This is a genomic window from Ahniella affigens, from assembly GCF_003015185.1.
In the GTDB taxonomy this organism is placed as follows: Bacteria; Pseudomonadota; Gammaproteobacteria; order Xanthomonadales; family Ahniellaceae; genus Ahniella; species Ahniella affigens.
Genome location: NZ_CP027860.1, coordinates 4265273 through 4284284 on the forward strand (window position 1 = coordinate 4265273; position 19012 = coordinate 4284284).

11 protein-coding genes are annotated in these 19012 nt (G+C 61.1%); 4 read left to right on the forward strand and 7 right to left on the reverse strand.

Annotated features, from left to right (window positions below; translation table 11 throughout):
- Positions 1-181 precede the first annotated feature (181 nt).
- From C7S18_RS16485 to C7S18_RS16515, 7 genes are all read right to left on the reverse strand, one after another.
- Positions 182-619 carry a response regulator gene (locus tag C7S18_RS16485; RefSeq protein WP_106892603.1) on the reverse strand — a complete coding sequence of 146 codons (438 nt, stop codon included), beginning with the start codon at positions 617-619 and terminating at the stop codon, positions 182-184.
- 41 nt (positions 620-660) lie between these two features.
- Entirely contained in the window at positions 661-4050 is a 3390-nt protein-coding gene (locus C7S18_RS16490) for a hybrid sensor histidine kinase/response regulator (RefSeq protein ID WP_106892604.1), read from the reverse strand.
- Between the two features lie 10 nt (positions 4051-4060).
- Entirely contained in the window at positions 4061-6589 is a 2529-nt protein-coding gene (locus C7S18_RS16495) for a methyl-accepting chemotaxis protein (RefSeq protein WP_106892605.1), read from the reverse strand.
- Between the two features lie 57 nt (positions 6590-6646).
- Positions 6647-7090, reverse strand: coding sequence for a chemotaxis protein CheW (locus C7S18_RS16500; RefSeq protein ID WP_106892606.1), 444 nt, complete (start codon positions 7088-7090; stop codon positions 6647-6649).
- A complete protein-coding gene (locus tag C7S18_RS16505; protein ID WP_106892607.1) occupies positions 7087-7446 on the reverse strand; it encodes a response regulator in 360 nt (119 codons plus the stop codon). Before C7S18_RS16505 ends, C7S18_RS16500 begins: the two co-directional genes overlap by 4 nt.
- 68 nt (positions 7447-7514) lie before the next feature.
- Complete coding sequence (locus C7S18_RS16510) at positions 7515-8387, reverse strand: response regulator (protein ID WP_106892608.1); 873 nt, start codon at positions 8385-8387, stop codon at positions 7515-7517.
- Positions 8388-9072: 685 nt separating this feature from the next.
- Positions 9073-9969 carry a phosphoribosylaminoimidazolesuccinocarboxamide synthase gene (locus C7S18_RS16515; protein ID WP_106892609.1) on the reverse strand — a complete coding sequence of 299 codons (897 nt, stop codon included), beginning with the start codon at positions 9967-9969 and terminating at the stop codon, positions 9073-9075.
- Positions 9970-10308: 339 nt separating this feature from the next.
- Here C7S18_RS16515 and C7S18_RS16520 point away from each other — a divergent pair, with 339 nt between their 5' ends.
- From C7S18_RS16520 to C7S18_RS16535, 4 genes are all read left to right on the forward strand, one after another.
- Positions 10309-12327, forward strand: a complete 2019-nt coding sequence (locus tag C7S18_RS16520; protein ID WP_106892610.1) for an amidohydrolase family protein — start codon at positions 10309-10311, stop codon at positions 12325-12327.
- Positions 12328-12451: 124 nt separating this feature from the next.
- A complete protein-coding gene (locus C7S18_RS16525) occupies positions 12452-13267 on the forward strand; it encodes an XdhC family protein (RefSeq protein WP_240624051.1) in 816 nt (271 codons plus the stop codon).
- 53 nt (positions 13268-13320) lie between these two features.
- Positions 13321-13839, forward strand: coding sequence for a DUF1993 domain-containing protein (locus C7S18_RS16530; RefSeq protein ID WP_106892612.1), 519 nt, complete (start codon positions 13321-13323; stop codon positions 13837-13839).
- Between the two features lie 131 nt (positions 13840-13970).
- Positions 13971-18923: a CSLREA domain-containing protein gene (locus C7S18_RS16535; RefSeq protein ID WP_106892613.1), complete on the forward strand. Its 4953-nt coding sequence runs from the start codon at positions 13971-13973 to the stop codon at positions 18921-18923.
- The last annotated feature ends 89 nt before the right edge of the window (positions 18924-19012 follow it).

A 19012-nucleotide genomic window follows, 5' to 3' on the forward strand; every position in this document is an offset into this window, starting at 1 on the left:
TTCTATTGAGGTTTTGCAGAAAACCCTACCTGCATTCGTTTGAATTCAAATTCGCAGCACCACAGTGGTGCAAATGACGTCAGCCACGCTGACACTCAAAGCAGACATCCTGACAGATCGCAGGTTCCAAGCGCCCTCCGCACCATCGCGCTTGCACTAAAGCGAAGCAATCGGAATTTGCTTAGTGGGACTCCAGTGGGTCCGGACTAAGTGCGAGGTCGGCCCGATGCACGGGCAGCGCGACGTTTAGGGCCTCCAGCAACTTGTCGAGCCAAAACGGCTTGGCCAGCACCGCCACCATGTTGAGCCCGCGGGAACGCCAATGCTCCTGGCGCTCGCTCAGGTGCTCCTTCTCCAAACCACTCATCAGAATGATCGGGGTGTCATCGTGGCGGGCGAGCATGGCCTCACAGAGACTCCGCGACGCATCGCCGGGCATGACGAGGTCCAGAATCACGCACAGTGGCTGCCGCGCCAACGCCGCTTCGGCCGCTTCGAACGTCAAGGCCTGCTCGACCCCGTAACCGGCATATTCGAGCATTGCGGTAACCAGCATCTGGCTGTCTGGGTCATCATCGACAATCAGGGCAAAGCTGCTGGTGGGGATGGATTCGAGCATGTTCGAGATTCCTCGATCAGTAATTTCCGGGGACTTGGACGTCAGTTCGGTGCCGGCTTGCTGAGCCGTTCGACAATTTGGACCAGCGCATCATCCTGATACGGCTTGGTCAGCAGCGTGGTGACCCCGGCGTCGCGGGCAAGTTCACGATGCCGTTCGGACGTCCGCGAGGTGATCATGATGATCGGCACATCCTGCAGCCATTCGTTGTTGCGTACATAGGTACTGAGTTCCAAACCATTCATTCGCGGCATTTCGAGATCCAGCAGTATGCAAACCGGGCGAAGCCCCTTGCTGAAGTGTTCCAGCGCTTCGAGACCGTCACGAGCCGTGACCGCCACAAAACCGATGTCTTGCATCAGCGTAGCGAGCGCGCGCCGAACTGATAGCGAATCATCCACGACCAGTACCTTGGCAACCTGCCCCATTTCGGCCGCTGACCAAGCGGCGATACTGACGTCCTGGCGATGTTCCAGCATCAGCGCGAGGTCCACCACCGGCGCCAAACCACCCGTGCCAAGAATCGTTGTGCCCAAGAGACCGTTAATCGGCGCGAGATAGCGACCGAGTCCTTTGACAATGACTTCGCGCAGCTCATCAATTTGACGCGTCACCACAACCATCGATTGCCCACTTGGGTCATGAATCAGCATGCCGATGGCCGACTGCTCCAACGCATCGCGACCCGTTCCGCTGCCGCAGAGCGCGTCCAGAGTAACGGCCGGAATGGGTTGCCCATCGACTTTTACGATGAGGCGACCGGAATCGCCAAGGTCATAGTCTTCGGGCCGCAGCGGCACAAAGCGCTCGATCGAGCCGGTGACCGCCGCAATGACGCCATCGCGGGTCCGCGCCAACACGACATGAGCGGCGTTCAAACTGGCCGGTACCACCAGTTCGAGACTCGCACCCTGCCCAGGGGTGGACCGGACCTGCACGCTGCCACGCAGGGCCCGAACGCGTCTGGCCAGCACATCCATGCCCATGCCACGACCCGAAACGTGCGTCGCCTGATCACGTGTCGAGAACCCGGGCAACATCACAAGCTGCAGTGCCTGCTCTGGACTGATCGGTGTCGATGGGTCCAACAGACCGCGCTGAATGGCGACTCGGCGAATTGCGTTGTGATCGAACCCAGCGCCATCGTCGCGCAAGCGGATCAGGATATCGCCAGCCTGCCGGCGCACCTCAAGGCGCAATTGTCCGACCACAGCCTTGCCGACGGCCGCACGCACGCTCGCAGCTTCGATGCCATGATCGATTGCGTTGCGGAGCGCATGCACCAGAGGCTCGGCAATCTGTTCGAGAATGTCGGCATCAATCGGCGTTTGTTCCCCAACAATGTCGAGACTCACGGGTTTGTCCAGCTGTCGCGAGGTCTGTCGCACCACACGCTGGAACCGCGGCACCTGGCTGGCAAACGGCACGCTGCGGGTATTCAACACGGATTGCTGCAGCGCCTGATGCACGCGCTCTTGCTGCGCGGCGAGGTCACGCGCATGACTAAGCGAACGGTCGAGATGGTGTAAGTGCGCGCTGGCGTCGGCGGACGTTTCAATGAGCCGACGGGAGACGACATGCAACTCGTTGTATTGATCCATCTCGAGTGCATCGACTTCGCGTTCGCGCTGCAATTTTGTCGACTGCAGGGCCGCACCGCGCAGCGCAACGAGATCGTCGAGTTGATTGACCAAGTCCCGCGACAGGCGGTTCTGTTGATCCAAGTCCATCTGCGCGGTGCCGATCTGCTGCAATTGCGCTTCGACTTGACGCGCCAACACGATCGTCTCCGACGACAATCGCAACAGCTCATCCAGCACCGATACCGGCACCTGCAGATGGCGCTCATGGTGCGCGTCCTCTGCGACTGGCGTGGAATCAGCCTTTGGCGCTTGAACCACATCGGCCGCAGGCAGGTCCATGGCGGTCTCGGTCAGCTCGCGCTCGCCACACTGAACCTGCCCATCGAGATCCAGCAATTGCTGATAAACGGCCTGCGCATCGTCCGGTGGTGCCCCGCGCCCGAGCAGATGATCCGCCATCGCCTCGACACAGTCAGCGGCGCGCAACAAGACGTGGCCGACATCGACCGCGGGCACGCCCGGCGCTCTCGCGAGCGCCACCAACAGATCCTCCAGCGCGTGCGTGACGTTCGCAATGCCGCGCACACCCACCGTATTGGCGTCGCCCTTCAGCGTGTGGGCATAGCGGCGGGCATCATCGATGTCTCGCAACTGCCCACGATCGCATGTGGCCGCCAACGCAAGCCGCAACTGCTCGCAGTTGCGTGGCAGCTCGCGCAACATGCCCTCGCGGACGCTGGCCACGACATCGGCTGCCATGGTCAAGTCCAGGTCCTCGGGATGCGCCTGCGTTTTAGCCTCGACAAACAAACTTGGATCGCGGCCAACACGGACCCGCGACATTTCTGTCAGCACGGCTACCTGCGCGTCCGATTCAGCCGCCACGGGCCAGCCTGGATCAGCCAAAGTTTCAACAAATGCCTCGGCCATCGCCGAATCCGCTTCGGTGTGAAACCAGCCGAGGAGACAGACCAGCCAATTGCTGATGCGCTCCAGACCTGGCCTCGCGAGGCGCGGCGCGAGATCACGCAAGATCGCGAGCTCTGCAACGACCACATCGCCCGCCGATTGCACGGCCGGTAAGTTCAATAACTCGAGCGCATTGAGAATCAGCGTGAAATGGTAGTGAAAGTCCTCAATCAGGCCGGGCTGCCGTATCGCATCCGTGTTCTGACTCAGTTGATCCAATTGCGGCAGCAACTGCTCGGACAATGCGGTCACGGCCAATGCCATTTCATCGGCACTGATCCAATTGCCGCCATGGCCGGTAGGGCTCGCTTCAATGTCCGCGAACGGTGCGACCACCATCGACTCGTATGGCTCGATCTGCATGCAATCGGACGCCGGGCCATCCATCATGTTTGACACAACGCTGGCGGCACCTGGCGGCGACGGCGTTTCCGCTGCGTCTGCGTCTGGAACGTACAGCGTGCGCGCGTCATCAATGAGCCGACTGATCAGCACCTCGTGCATGCGCGGAATGATCGGCGGGATCCACGGCACTTCGGCAAATGGCGCCAGCAACAATTCAACCGACTCTGGCGGCAACATCCCAATCTGCAACGCCGCCGCGTGCTGGCACCACAGAACGAGCTCAGCGGCATTCGCAGGCGTCGCCGACTGCTGATTATTGACGCGATCTCTAAGCCCGGCCGCCAGCAGCCTCAGCAACTCGGGCAGTCCCTTCGCGCCCACCAGCAGAGCCTGCTGCGCCAAACGCTGCACGAGGCCGGCAAGCGCCTCAGGCGACTCATCGGCCTCTCCCGGCTCGTCCAGAGTCAGCAGCGCGGACGCCAATGCCTGCAACTGCTCGGCGAGTTGGGCGCGTGGCGACAGAGTTTCAGTCACGATCGCGCACTCACGCCTTGGGCAGGCGGAATACGTTGACGGTATCGACCAGGCCGGCCGCGTACTTGACCAACTCCTCGGTCGCCTCCGACTGCTCGGACAACTGGGTGATCGTGCGCTGGTTGGTATCGATCAGCTGGCGGGCGCGCTGGATCAGCACGTCCGAGACCTTCGCCTGCGACTCGGTCGTATCGACAATGCCCCGCACCGAGCTCACCAATTCTTCGGTCGAACTGCGGGTTTCCTGCATTTGGCCGCCCGCGCGCTCAGCGAGTCGGGAGATATCCACGACCTGGGTGATCGCGCTGTTCATGGCTTGCACGGTTTCCAGCGTATCGGCTTGGATCGCCGAAACCAGGGAGCCGATCTGCTGCGTCGCCTGGCGGGCGTTTTCGGCCAGGCGCTTGACCTCGTCCGCCACGACCGCAAAGCCGCGCCCCGCCTCACCCGCAGCGACCGCTTGCATCGACGCGTTCAGCGCCAGCACGGACGTTCGTTCGGCAATCTGACCGATGATGTTGACGACGCCCGTGATTTCCTGCGAACGCTCGCCGAGTCGCTTGATCCGCTTTTCGGTTTCCCGAATCTGATCGCGGGAGGCCGATATCCCATCAACGGTGGCACGCACGATGGCCAATGCCTCGTTGGTGGTCCGGATCGCCGTTTCGGCCGTACTTGACGCCTTGGCCGCCTGCTGCGCGATGGCGCGCAGCGCCCCTGCCGCAGCATTCAGCTCCTGCGAGGCCGAAATGGCTTCCGAGCCGGAGATCTGGGCAACCTGCAACGCATCGTCGGAACGACTGCGCACTTGCTCAGCCACTTTGGATACGGAATTGGAGATCAGGTTGACCTGCCGCAATGCCCCCGTGGTGGCCGACGTCATCATGTTGATGGCGTCGGAAATCGTACCGGTCACATCTTCCTGCACCGGCACACGGACGGTGAGGTCGCGCTGGGCCAGTTGCGCCACCGACATCATGATCTCGATCACCGAGTTGTTGAGCTGCTCGTTTTCCTTGGCCGCTTGCTCCAGGGTGGCGACACGTTCGTCCAGCAACTTGTCAAACGCCCGCGCCAGATCGCCGACTTCGTCGCGCGCCACCGAGTGCACGCGGGCAGTGGAGTCGCCCGCGGCGATTTGCTGCACCACGCCTTGGAAGTGCTTCAATGGCCGGTCGATCGACTGCGTCAGTTTGCGCGCCACGACAACCCCCAACACACCAAGAACGAGGACCGCGACCGCCGCGAAGATCAAAATCTGTCGCCGCAAGTCAGCGACTGGTTTGAACGCTTCCGCGGCATCGATTTCGGCGATCATGCCCCATTTCTGGCCGAGCACATCGACCGGCTGGAAGGCACCCAGCACCGGTACACCTCGGTAGTCTGGATACGTCCCCACCCCAATTTGCCCGCCGAGTGCTGCTCTGGTCGCCGTGGTGTCGATCGTCAGCAGACCGATCGTGGTGCCCTTGGCAGCGATGCGGTCGACCATATCAGTCGGCACGCCACGGGATTTCAGGTCAGCGACAAAAGCCTGGGCGTTCTCGACGACAAAGCGTGAGACCGAGCGTGGTGTCTTATCCTGGCCGACCAGATAGATTTCGCCAGACTGGCCAAGACCAGCCTGCTGCCACTTGCGACCGAGCGACATCATTGCGTCAACCTGATTGATCGGCAACTGCACGATGATCGCACCGAGGCGCGTATCGCCGTCGAATACCGGCGCCGAGAGGAATGCGGCCTGATCGTTGTAGGACGGGAGATACGGCGCGTAGTCGGTCAGGTAGACCTGATCGCGCGCCGTAATCGCCATGGCCTTGGCATAGGCCTCGCCCAAACCGCTACTCGCCCAAGGTCCGGTCTTCAGGTTGGTCGCAAAGTCGCCTTCCTTGAAGTAGGTGTAAACCACGTTGCCATCCAAATCGACCAGGAAGAAGTCGTACACGCCAAACTCCTGGTAGATGCGCGCCGCATAGGGCTGCAACGCGGCGTGGAGCGCCGAGTAGCCGCCCAGTTCGCTTTCTTGGTTGACCAATTCATTCTTGCTCCCGAGCGGCGCTTTGTTATTGGCAATGAACTCATACTGGAGGCGCACAGACACGGGGCTGATGTCCGCGAGTTGCGCAGCCATGTCGGTCTTACTGCCGGCATTGCGCGTCTCGTAAGCCGCAGCGAACTGGTTTTCGAAATACTGGGTCAACGCTGCTCGTTGCTCTGGTGTAGTGACCGCCGGATCGGTAGACAAGGCTTGCATGGCGGCAGTCATCTCGCGCAGCGATTTGACCCACTCCGGCGCCGCAGCGAGCGTCAGCAGCAGCTTTCTCTGCGATTCAAAGTAGCCTTGCACTTCGGCTGCTTTGACCGTCTGCAGCGATTGCAATTGCTCATTGGCGCGCTGCTCCAGCGACTGGCGACCTGACTCGGTGGCAAAGTAACCGAGCCCGAGCGACGCCAGCAGCAGCGGCACCAGCGCCAGCAACAGGGAGCCGGCGGTGAGGCGGCCACTGATGGTTTCAAACAGGCCTTGCAACGCTTTCATGATGCTCCCCTTTAGTTCTTGTTGGTATCAGGTGCTGCCCAGTCTGGTCGTGCCGAACTAGGCTGTGTCGTCGCCGCCACCCAACGTACGGAAGCAGCGGCGATGATCAAAATGACAGGCGGGCTCGGATTCGAATGTGCCGACCCCGAACACAAAGTTGGCCAGCGGTGAATCGGCGTCAAGCGTCGCCGAATCGGCCTGCCACACGCCTACTCGCGGCTCGCCATGAATCGCTGCGGCGGCCCCGGTTTGTCCGGTTTCGATCAGCAATAGCGGGGCGCCTTGTGCTGGCGGGCGGCCACATAAGGGCAGCAAGTCGAACACGGGATAAACCGTCCCGCGAACGTTGACGGCACCATAGATGCCAGCGCTCGCACCCGGCAACGCACACCAGGCTGGCTCCAGCAACAGCTCGGCGAGCACTCCCTCCGACAGGACCAACCAGGGCAGGTCGGGGTGTGATCGAAAGGCCAGCCGGCGCGTAGCAGGCGCCTCAATCATGCGAACGCCTTCAACGCGTCCAGGATTTCTTGCGGTTGATAAGGCTTGGAGATCAGCGCCTTGCCGCCCTGCATTTTGGCCCAGAGCTGATCCGCCTTCTGATTCTTCGTCGACACAAACACCACCGGAATCGTCTTGGTACTGGCATTGGCCTGGAGCAAGCGGCACGCCTCATACCCGTCCATGTCGGGCATGACGATGTCCATCAGGATGGCTTTGGGTCCTTCGGAGCCGGCTTTCTGCACGGCTTCCGTTCCGGTCGACGCGGTGATCGTCAGGTAACCATGTTGCTCCAAGAGCGTGCGCAGTGACGCGAGTTGGGCGGCCGAGTCATCAACAATCAGGATCTTGCTCATTACGCACTCCAGGTCAGAATTTTGGGAATACAACGATCGCGGGGGCAGGACTACCGAGTGTCATTCACCTAAGCAGTGACGACTCGGTAGCCGCGCGCGGCCAGAGTGTCCCGGTTGCCTTGCGCATATTTATTCAGAACCTTGTCGACCGACGCGAAGAACACCTGGCTGGTGATGGGTTTGACCAGATAGGCATCGCAACCTGCGAGCGCGCCGCGCGCCCGATCGAACGGCGACGATCGACTCGTCAACATCAGGATGGGGATCTTGCGTGTGTAGGAATTCTGCTTGATCCGGCGGCAGAGTTCGTATCCGTCAATGCCTGGCATCACGACGTCGAGAAAAATCAGATCGAAGTTGTGCTGGGCCACTTGCTTGAGCGCGGCCTCTGCACCGTCGGCCGAGTGTGCCGTGATACCCACGCGTGCGAGTACCGTCTCCAATTGGGTCCGCACGGCCAAGCTGTCGTCCACAATCAGCGCCGCCAACGGCTGCAACGACACGCCAGCTTGTGCCGCACGGTCGTTGTGGCCCGCTGCTGGTTCGACAATCGTGTCGGGCAAAGCGCGCAATTGATTGATCGTGGCCGTGCCGGAGCCGGCCCCATTCGCCAAGCGATCCTCAATCGCGCGCTCAACGGTGCGCAAAATCATCAGGAGTAGCGACGAGCGCTGCACACGATACCCACTCACGCTCGCTCCAGCCTGTTCGGCGATCTCAATCACGACCAGGTGGGGATTCAATGAGCGCATTTTGGCCAACGCGTCGGCAGCCTGAGGGGCTTGCGTATCGACAATGGCGAGTTCACAACGACCAATGCTGGCGGAGTCGCCCACCCTGACGGTGTATTTTGGGTTGGGTGCCCGTGCTATGACAATTTCAATCAAACGCGCATCACGCGCCGTCAGGCCACAAAGGCCAATCGTGTACCGCTTATTCATGCCGATTCCCGGAACAAAACCGTGGCTGGAGCCTCACGCAATCGACACCAAGTTGGAATAGGGGAATCCTGTGAAAGTTGCAAACGAGCGTGCCAAGGTTGCAACGTCACCGTGACAATATTCGAACGCGTTTGAAAGCACGCGAACGCGTCTCAATAACTTGTCCTTGGCAAACGCGACATTGCCGAGCATGCGGCCGGCTCAGAAGGCACCACGCATCTCGAGGCAGCGCTACGACGTCGCCACCGTCGAGCTCAATTCATGGACTCTGGTGCCCGCTCCTTCGGCGCGCAAAAACATTTGATTCGCATTTGCACGCGAGCGATTCGCTTGGGCGTAACGGTCGCCACGGAGATGCACTGATTCGCGTGTCAAACTGTCGATGGCGATCCGCGATTCCCACGGCCGTGCACCATCGCAAGTAACCCTCTCCCACTCGCGTGGGAGTCCGGCCGCCCCGTTGGTGCGCTTATTCGCGCATCAAACTGTCGGCGACGATGCGCGATTTTTACGACGGCGCTGTGTGGCAAGTAGCCCTCTCCCCAGCCCTCTCCCACTCGCGTGGGAGAGGGAGTCGGCGCGCTCCCATGCGAGCACAACATCCCCAGAGTGCAGCATGGGAACAACTCGAGGTGCCAATCGCTGGTTCGGCTGTTATGACTGGTGATGCGCGGCAGGTCAGCGGTCAGTCCAACTCGATACCCGTCAGCACCTTCAGCGCTTCCAGATATTTGCTGCGCGTGGCCTCGATGACGCCGGCGGGGATACGTGGCCCTGGCGGTGTCTTGTCCCAATCCAGCGTTTCCAGATAGTCGCGGACAAACTGCTTGTCGTAACTCGGTGGGCTGATGCCGACTTGGTAGGAATCCTTCGGCCAATAGCGCGACGAATCAGGCGTCAGCATCTCATCCATGATCAGTAGTTTACCGTGCTCATCCAGGCCGAACTCGAATTTGGTATCGGCGATGATCACGCCACGCTCAAGCGCGAAGTGCTGGGCGAAGCGATAGATGTTCAACGTTGCCTCGCGAACCTGCTCGGCCAGATGCCCGCCGATCAGATCGACCAGTTGATCGAAGCCAATGTTCTCGTCGTGATCGCCCACCTTGGCCTTGGTCGAGGGCGTAAAAATAGGCTCATCGAGTTGCTCAGCCATGCGCAACCCTTTGCGCAAGGAGATTCCGCCCACCTTGCCGGTGGCCTGATAGTCCTTCCACCCGCTACCAATAAGGTATCCGCGGGCAATGGCCTCGACCGGCAGCGCCTTCAAGCGCTTGGCCACGACGGTGCGGCGCTCATAGGCTCGCACGTCGGCACCACGCGGCAGCGCATCGCGAACGCTGCGTGTGCTCAGATGGTTCGGCATGAAGTGCGCCGTCTTGTGAAACCAGAAGTTGGACATTTGAGTCAGGATTTCGCCCTTACCTGGAATCGGATCGGGCAACACGACATCGAAGGCCGACAGTCGATCGGTCGCGACAATCAGAATTTCATGCTGCGTCAACGCATAGACATCGCGCACCTTGCCGCGGTGAACCAGGGTCAAGGGGTCGAGTTGCGTTTTGGCGAGCGTACTGAGCATGAGATTCGGTCCTGCATCGAAAGTGTCTGGGGAGACTCGGAACAAGTTCGGAGTCGACGCGGGCCATCGCTGGCCCTTGCAGAAGCAAGCCGATCGGCGCTTGATTCTGGGACTGAGTGCCGACCTGCGCCGGACCCAATGCGAGTCTGAGCGTTCAGATTGAACGGGTTCGGACTTGCCGTAGTTTATCGCCCTCCCCGCACCGGGGCGAGCCAGCTGAAACAACTGCCCGACTGTGGGCATGAAACGCCGACCTGGACCTGTCGAAAGTCATCCAATCGGGGCGTGTCCCTGGCGCCGCACAGACGCCATAATCGGGCACCACACCAAGGACTGACCATGCGCCCGATTGCCGCTCGATTCGTGCTCACCACACTTGTTCTTGCCGGGCTGTGCGCGCCGGTGCATGCCGCGGAGCGCGTCGAGCGCAGCACCGCGCTGATCATGGGCAAACCCGCCGGATATCAGGAAGCGCGTTACGCCGACGATGGCAGCGTGACCGTGCATTACGAGTACAACGACCGCGGGCGCGGTCCGAAACTCGATGCACGTTACACATTGGCCCCGGACGGGACGCCCAATCAATCCGAGATCAATGGTCTGGCCTATTTCAAGACCAAGGTGGCCGAGACGTACCGCCGCGACACCAAACAAACCAGCTGGCGCAACGAGTCCGAGCAGGAGGCGCACGACGGTGCGCTACCGGGCTTTTACGTGGCGCTAGATAGCGTGCCGGAAGAGTCGATCCTGTTGGCTCGGGCGTTGATCCAGGCTCCTGATCACCACCTGACCCTGTTGCCGGTCGGCGACGTCCGGATCCGCAAGTTGAAAGAGGCCAGCCTCAAAGTCGGTGGCCGGAAGCAACAAGCGGTGCTGTGGGCGTTCGAAGGCATGGACCTCAGTCCGAGTTATCTCTGGCTGGATCATGAGCATCGCTTTCTGGCCTATTACTCCAGCTGGCAAAGCCTGGTTCGCGAAGGCTTCGAGGACGGGCTCGCCCAACTCGGCGCCTGGCAGGATCAAGTCAGCAGCGAATCCATTACCAAACGCGCCCAAACGTTGAGCCATTGGCTGAAACAGGATTTGCTGGTGGAACATGCACGTGTCTTCGATCCGGTTACCGGCACGGTAGCCGAGGATCAGAGCCTGCTGATTCGTGACGGCCGTATTGTGGATGTCGGCAAGTCGGGCAGCCTGATGGTGTCCGACGACGCCCAGCGTCTCGACGCAAAGGGTCAGTTCGCGATGCCTGGGCTTTGGGACATGCATGTGCATGTGGGCGACAACGATGGCCTGTTGCATCTTGCTGGCGGCGTCACGACTGTGCGCGATCTGGCGAACGATCGAGACAGCCTCAGTGCCCGGATCAAGGCCTACGAGTCGGGTCAGGACATTGGGCCACGCGTGATCCGAGCCGGTTTCATCGATGGTCGGTCGCCCTACTCCGGTCCCACCAAGGTGTTTGCTGACAACGAGGACGAGGCCCGCGCCGCACTTCTGCAATTCAAGAAGGACGGGGTGTTCGAGCAGGTTAAGGTGTACAGCTCATTGAAGCCGGAGCTGGTGCCGCTGATTGCCAAACTGGCCCACGAACAAGGCATGCGTCTCAGTGGTCATGTGCCAGACGGGATGAGTCCGGAGCAGTTCGTTGAAGCCGGTGCCGACGAGATTCAACATGCGAATTTCCTGATGCTGAATTTCCTCGATCGCAGCAAGATCGACACGCGGACGCCCCAGCGCTTCAGCGCCGTGGCGGATCAGGGCAACAGTGTGGATTTGAACAGTCCGGCAGTCGCGAATTTCATCAATCTGCTGCGCCAACATGGCACGGTACTCGATCCGACCGTCATGACGTTCGAAGACATGTTCCTGGATCGGCCCGGCCGCATGGGCCCTACATACGATGAAACCCTGCACCGATTTCCAAGCACCTGGCAGCGATCGTTCCGCGCGGGCAATGGTGGCCTCGCGGTGACCAAGGACACTGACCTGGTGCATCGCCGTTCCTATCGCAAGATGTTGGACTTGGTTGGCCTGATGCATCGTTCCGGCGTCACGCTGGTCGCTGGCACCGATGCGCTCGTGCCTTTCGGGCTCGCGCGCGAGCTGGAGCTCTACACCCATGCCGGTATTCCTCCGAAAGACGCCCTGAAAATCGCGACGTGGCAGTCCGCCCAAGTCATGAAACGAGATCGCGACTATGGCCGCCTGGCGCCTGGTTACGTGGCGGACCTGATCCTGATTGACGGCGATCCGACGCACCTGATCACCGATCTGCTGCGTGTGCGGACGGTCATTCGTGGCGATCGCTGGTTTGACGCCAAGGCGTTGCACGAAGCGGTTGGTCTTAAGCCTTGATGGATCGTGACACGGCAGCGGCGCAGATCGCGTTGTGAACGCAAGCTTCTTCGCCAGTCTTGGGCGCGCGTTGGCAGACGGCGCGCCCGTTTGCGTGGCGACTGTGTCGGAAACACGTGGCGCCGTGCCCAGACACCGGGGCGCCATGTTGTGGTGCCAAATTGGCGCCACCAGCGCGCAGATGCATGGCAGCGTCGGCGGCGGGTTGCTGGAGGCGACGGTGCTGCAGCGCGCACACGCGCTGCTCGCGGCTGAGTTGGATGCGGATGCGGTCGCCATCGATCTATCCGGCAAGCCTGAGTCGGCTGGCATCTGTGGTGGTCAAGTGCACGTTCGGCTCAAACGCTGGCAGGGACCGTCGGCCGGCGCCCGGGCGGCGGCATTGGCCGCCGCACTAGCGGCAGGCCAGACGGTGCAGCTCTTGCCCAACGAGTTCGGGGCCGACGACCTGGCAGCGCCACTGACGATCGCGCCCGAACCCATGCTGCTGATTTGTGGGGCTGGCCATTGCGGCCAGGCACTGGCGTTGCAGGCCCAACTCATCGGCTTCCGATTGGCGGTTCAGGATAGTCGCGCCGACATGCTGGCCCATGCTGCCTATGCGTCCGCGACCATCCTCCATGGCGACGCCAGCGTACTCCGCAACATCAGCGCGCAGCGCCCACTTTACGCCGTGCTGTTGAATCGGGATTGGGCCAGCGATCTCGCCTGCCTCAACGTTTTGGCTGAAATGCCGCCAGATTACGTCGGCATGATGGGTAGCCGACGGCGCGTTGCTGCGGTTCGATCAGCATTACCGGACCTCGATCGGTGTCTGCCTCTGCTCGATGCCCCGCTGGGCCTGGAACTGGGTGCCGAGACACCTGAGGAAATCGCCATCAGCATTCTGGCGCGATTGATTCAACATCGACGCTTGAATCGCCCACATTCACCGCCATAAACATTTGTTCTTCACCGCCAATCCGGCAGTGCCCACCCAAACCAGGAAGTGACATGAATATTCCGATTTACCAAGCCTCGGTGCCCGTGCTCGTGCGATTCTTGAAAGCACTCGACCGCATGCTCGACAAAGCCGTGATCTTTACGGCCGGCAAGCAGGAGAAATCAGCAGTCAAAGTGGAAGAAACGCTGATCAGAAGCCGCCTCGCCGTCGACATGTTCGACTTTGCGCGCCAGATCCAAATCACCACCGACATGGCCAAGGGTTGCGGTGCCCGCCTCGCTGGCGTCGAGATTCCGAAGTACGATGATACCGAAGCCAGTCTGGCCGAGTTGAAGTCGCGCGTCGCCAAGACCATCGCCTTTCTCGAGTCGCTCGATGCCAACGCATTCGCTGGTGCCGAAGCGCGCACCGTTCAGCTGAAGACGGGTGGCCGCGAGGTCTCGTTTTCGGGTCAGGACTACCTGCTCGGATTTGTGTTTCCGAACTTCTACTTCCACCTGACGACCGCGTACAACATCATGCGCCAGTCGGGCGTTGAGCTCGGCAAGATGGATCTGCTCGCGACCTGATCGCAGCCTCCCTTCCCGCCATGTCTTTGCCGACCTGTCGAAAGACAGGTCGCCACCCTTGCGGTGGTCAGTAGCAGCCCCGGTGTTGGTGCCACACGCTTCGCGCACCAAAACAACATCGGGGATTCATCATGTCCAGTCGCATGTCCGGATACGTCTTGCTGGCGTGTCTGATTGCCGCTTCGGCCACAACGTCTGCTGAAGCCGCCACGTTTACCGTCACCAGCACGACGCCCATCTCGACCAGCGGCGGCTGCGATGCTGATTGTTCGTTGCACGACGCCATTGCGGCAGCCAACGCTACAACGGCCGCCGATATCATCGAATTCAATATCAGCGGCACCGGCGTCAAGACGATTACGCTTGATGCCGACGGATTGCCCGCAATCACCCGCCCGGTGACGATTAACGGCTATACCCAAACCGGCGCCGCCGTGAACACGGCTACGAACGGCAGCAACGCGGTACTGACTGTCGCGCTGACCCGAAGCAACCCGGATCCGATCAACGATACGTTGACCACGGCGCTGAATTTCAGCACCAATGCCGTCGGCTCCGTAGTCCGAGGGATCGCCTTCGTGCAGATGGGCGCCACGACGGTGGCCTTCATCTCCACCGATGCCGACAATGTGGTGATTGATGGCAATTTCTTTGGCACCAATGCCGCCGGCGATGCCGATGGCGGGCAAGCACCCGGCGTAGCAATCAACGTGCAGGCCGGCGCGAACAACACATCGATCGGCGGTGCGACTGCGGCGGCACGCAACGTGTTTGCCGGCATTGCGCAAGGCATCGCTTTGTTTGGCACGAACGCAGTGGTTCACAACAACACATTCGGGCTTGAGGACAATGGCACGACTGCCTTGGCACTGGCTGACGTTGCGATCCTCACGTCGGGAGACGGTCACGCGATTGGCGGTACCGCGGCCAATCAAGGCAATGTGTTCGCAAACATCGAGAGCCACGCGGTGCAAGTCAGTAACTCCAGTCAGGGCAATACCATCCTTGGCAACAGTTTCCGCAGCAGTAACGACGGCCTTGCGATCAACTTGCAGGCTGCGGGTGATCCCCCAAGCGGGGTGACGCCCAATGACGGCACGGATGCCGACACAGGTGCCAACAACCTGCAGAATTACCCGGAAATCCTGTCCGCGGTGCGCAGTGGCACGTCCACGAACGTGACCTTCAACTTGATTTCGACCGCCAACCGGACATTTCGCGTGGCGCTCTATGGCAACGACACGGCGGATCCTTCCGGATTTGGTGCGGGCGATCGCTTCCTGCAGACGGTCGACGTCACCACTAACGCGTCTGGCTTCGTGCCGTCGATCGTAACGGTCACTGGCTCCGGACTCCCCGCTGGTGACTTCGTGACCGCCACCGCGACCGACCTGACCACGGGTGAGACGTCCGAATTCTCGGCTGCGGTGATGGTCGGTCAGACGCTGACGGTCAACGCCGCAGATGACACCACCGACGGCGTGTGCAATAGCACGCACTGCTCGCTGCGCGAAGCCATCCTGGCGACCAACGCGGACACTGCCTTCGACCGGATCAACTTCGCGATTCCAGGCACCGGCCCACATACGATCGTGGCCGGTGTCAGCGGCTTGCCTGATGTGGTGGCGCCCGTCGAGATCGACGGCGGCAGCCAAGCTGGCGCGAGCGAGAACACACAGACTGGCGCGGGCAACGACGCTGTGCGGATGATCGTGTTGTCGGCACCGTCGGTTGTGTCGTTGGGCGACCTGCTGGTCTTTGCGCCGGGCTCGGATGGCTCGACCATCCGCGAGATCGCGTTCAAGGACCTCGATACCGACGGCGGCAACATGCTATCGATCGAGTCGAACGAAGTCCGTGTACTTGGCTGCTCGTTCGGCGTAGATGCAAGCGGCAATGGCGATGGCGGCACGAGTGGCTTCGCCGCGCTCAGCGTCGCGGGCGATTCCAACAATATCGGTGGCACATCGCCGGGCGGTCGTCTCCAGATTGGCGGCGTGGCATCCGCCTTGTCGGTTTCCGGCGACCAAAACACGATCACCAACATCACCGTCGGTCTGTCCGCGGCCGGAACACCAACACTGCCAGTCACTGGCGGCACGGCGATCCTGGTCACTGGTTTCGACAACACGTTCAGCGCCTTCGAATCGGCCCCGAATCGCATCGTCGGCAACGCTGGCAAAGGCATCCGCATCGCCCAGAACCGTACCGGCAATCGAATCATCGCAACGCTGTTCGAAGGTAATGGCGGCATCGGCATCGACCTTGAAGCCAGTGGCGACCCAAGCAGCGGCGTCACGCCAAACGATGTCAATGACGCCGATAGCGGTGCGAACGGCCTGCAGAACCATCCCGTAATCACGTTCGCCGAACGCAATCCCGACGGCACCGGCACGATTCAAGGGACCCTGTCTACGAATCCGGTCAACGGAACCGGCTACGCCGTCGAACTGTTCCATAGTTCGACTGCACATCCCTCGGGCTTCGGCGAGGGCGCGACGCGTCTCGGCTCCGTAAACGTAACGGTCAACGGGGCGGGTATCGGCACGTTCGGGTTCAACCCAACCGGGCTTCCGGTCGGCGGATTCATCACTGCATTGGCCACGCGTAACACAGGATCAAGGGATACATCCGAGTTCTCGCCAGCGGTCGCTTTAGTGAATGCACCAGTCGTCGTCACGAACACCAACAACAGCGGCGCCGGATCGCTCAACCAAGCGATCCTGACCGCAAATGGGCAGCAAGGTGCGGACCGCATCCATTTCGCGATTCCAGGCCCGGGACCACATCGGATCGATGTGGGTGCGTCCGGCCTTCCGGCCATCACCGATCCCGTCGACATCAATGGCTATACCCAGGCCGGGTCGGTCGCCAACAGCAGTGTGAACGGCTTCAATGGCACGATTCGGGTAGAGGTCATGACCGTGGCACCTGGGAATTTGGACCGCGTCTTGGCATTGGTTGGCGGGGCAAGCGGCAGTCGGATTCGTGGCCTATCAGTTTTCCGCTCGGGCGGCAGCACCTCGGTCACCGGCATCGTTGTCAGTGACGCCAGCGGCGTTCAGATCGACGGTAACCTGATTGGTGTGACCGCCGATGGCACTAACGGCGGCGGGTTCAGCCCCGCCGTCGAGTTGGAGCAATCGGCACCCAATGGGCTGATCGGCGGTAGCGCGCTCGCCCACCGCAACCTGTTCGCCAACAACCGGAACGTAGCCCTGATTGCCGGGGACGATGCGTCGGTGTTTGGAAACCTCGTGGGCCGGCGCCTGGACGGTTCACTGCAACCAGCCATCGGGAACGTCGCGATCTTTGTCGCTGCGGAACGAACCGTCATCGGCGGACTGCAAGACCGACGAAACGTTCTGGAAGGCCATTCGATCGGCGTCCAAGTCTTCAGCGGATCCGCAGAAATCACCCGAAACGTCATCACCGAAGTTGGCGCCATGGCGATCGATGTCGGCGCCAATGGCCCGACGCCGAACGATCCCGACGATACGGACACTGGCCCGAACGGCCTGCAGAACCACCCGCTGATCACATCAGCAGCGGTCAACGGGGCGCAAACCCAGCTCGCGGGACGTTTGGACAGCACGCCGAACGCGACATTCCGCATCGAGTGGTTCCGCGCCATTGAAACTACTCTCGGCCTAGCTCAGGCCGTTGAGTTCCTCGGCGAAACGTCCGCGACGACCGATTCGAATGGGGACGCTACGTTTTCCTTTACGGTCGGCCAAGCCTTGCCGATCGGATCATTGGTCACCGCCACTGCAACCGCCACTGCCACCGTGCCAGGCGTGACGTCCGAACTGGCGCCGCCTGAGGTTGTGACCGGGCTGGATTTCGTCGTCAACAGTACGAACGACGCCAACGACGGTACGTGCAACGTGAGCCATTGCTCGTTGCGCGAAGCGCTGGTGGCGGCCAATGCCAATGCCGATGCGTCGCGCATCCGATTTGCAATTCCAGGTGCCGGCCCGACGTTCACCATCATTCCGCAGACCACGCTACCAGTGATTGTGCAGCCACTGGTTCTCGATGGTTACAGCCAGACTGGCGCCTTGCCAAATTCGAACCTGGAGCCGCCCAATACCGCTGTTATCAAGATTGTGCTCGACGGCAGCACGATTGCCGGCCTGGGCAGCAATCCGCCGATGCTGTCACTGCAGGCTTCCGACATCGAGATCCGTGGCCTGTCGATCGTGGGGATGGAAGACGGCAGTATCGGCAACGAGGCGATCGACAGTCCGACGAACGTCAACATCAACACGGCCAACATCCGGATCCGGGGCAACTATATCGGCGTCTTGCCGGACGGCATTACCACGGACGGCAATCACGTTGGCATCGACCTCGGTGGTGAATCAAGCGCGGACCAAAACAACCAGATCGGCGGCACGCTGCCCGAGCACCAAAACGTGATCTCCGGCAACGGCCTGCATGGCATCTCAGGTTCGGCCCCGGGTCTGTTGGTGCAGAACAACCTGATCGGTACCGCCCGCGATGGCGTTACCGCCCGCGGCAATGGCGGCAATGGCCTGCAACTGAGCAGTGCGTTGGGCGCGCTCCTCGTCGCCAACCGGATTGCGCACAATGATGATGGCGTCGTTGTCACGAGCGCCGGTCGCGGCATCGAGCTGATCGACAATGAAATCCATCACAACCTGGGCCTGGGCATTGACCTCGGCAATGACGGTGTCACGGCCAATGACGCGCTCGACGCGGATGTTGGCGCTAACAACCTCACGAACAAGCCAGATCTGGTGATTACCGGCAGCAACGGACAGCAACGGCAAATCGATACGACCTTGTCGGCGCGCCCATCAACGGACTATCGGATCAGCTACTTCGGCGAACGGAGCTGTGACCTGAGTGGCTTGGCCGAAGGTGAGGTCGTACTGGCTGTGACCACTGTGACCGCTGATGCCAGTGGCAGCGCAACGGACAATCGCAGTTTGGTGCTGCCATCGGGATTCAATGAGGTGACTGCCACGGCCACCGATCTCAGTACGGGTGAAACGTCGGAGTTCTCAACCTGTGCCGTCACGCTGAGCGATTCGGTGTTCGCAAACAGCTTCGAATGAGTTACGCGAACCAGTATCAGCGCCCGCAGTGAACGCGCCGATTGCTGCGTTGGAATTACCGCGCTGACTCAACCAGTCGGCGCGGTGCT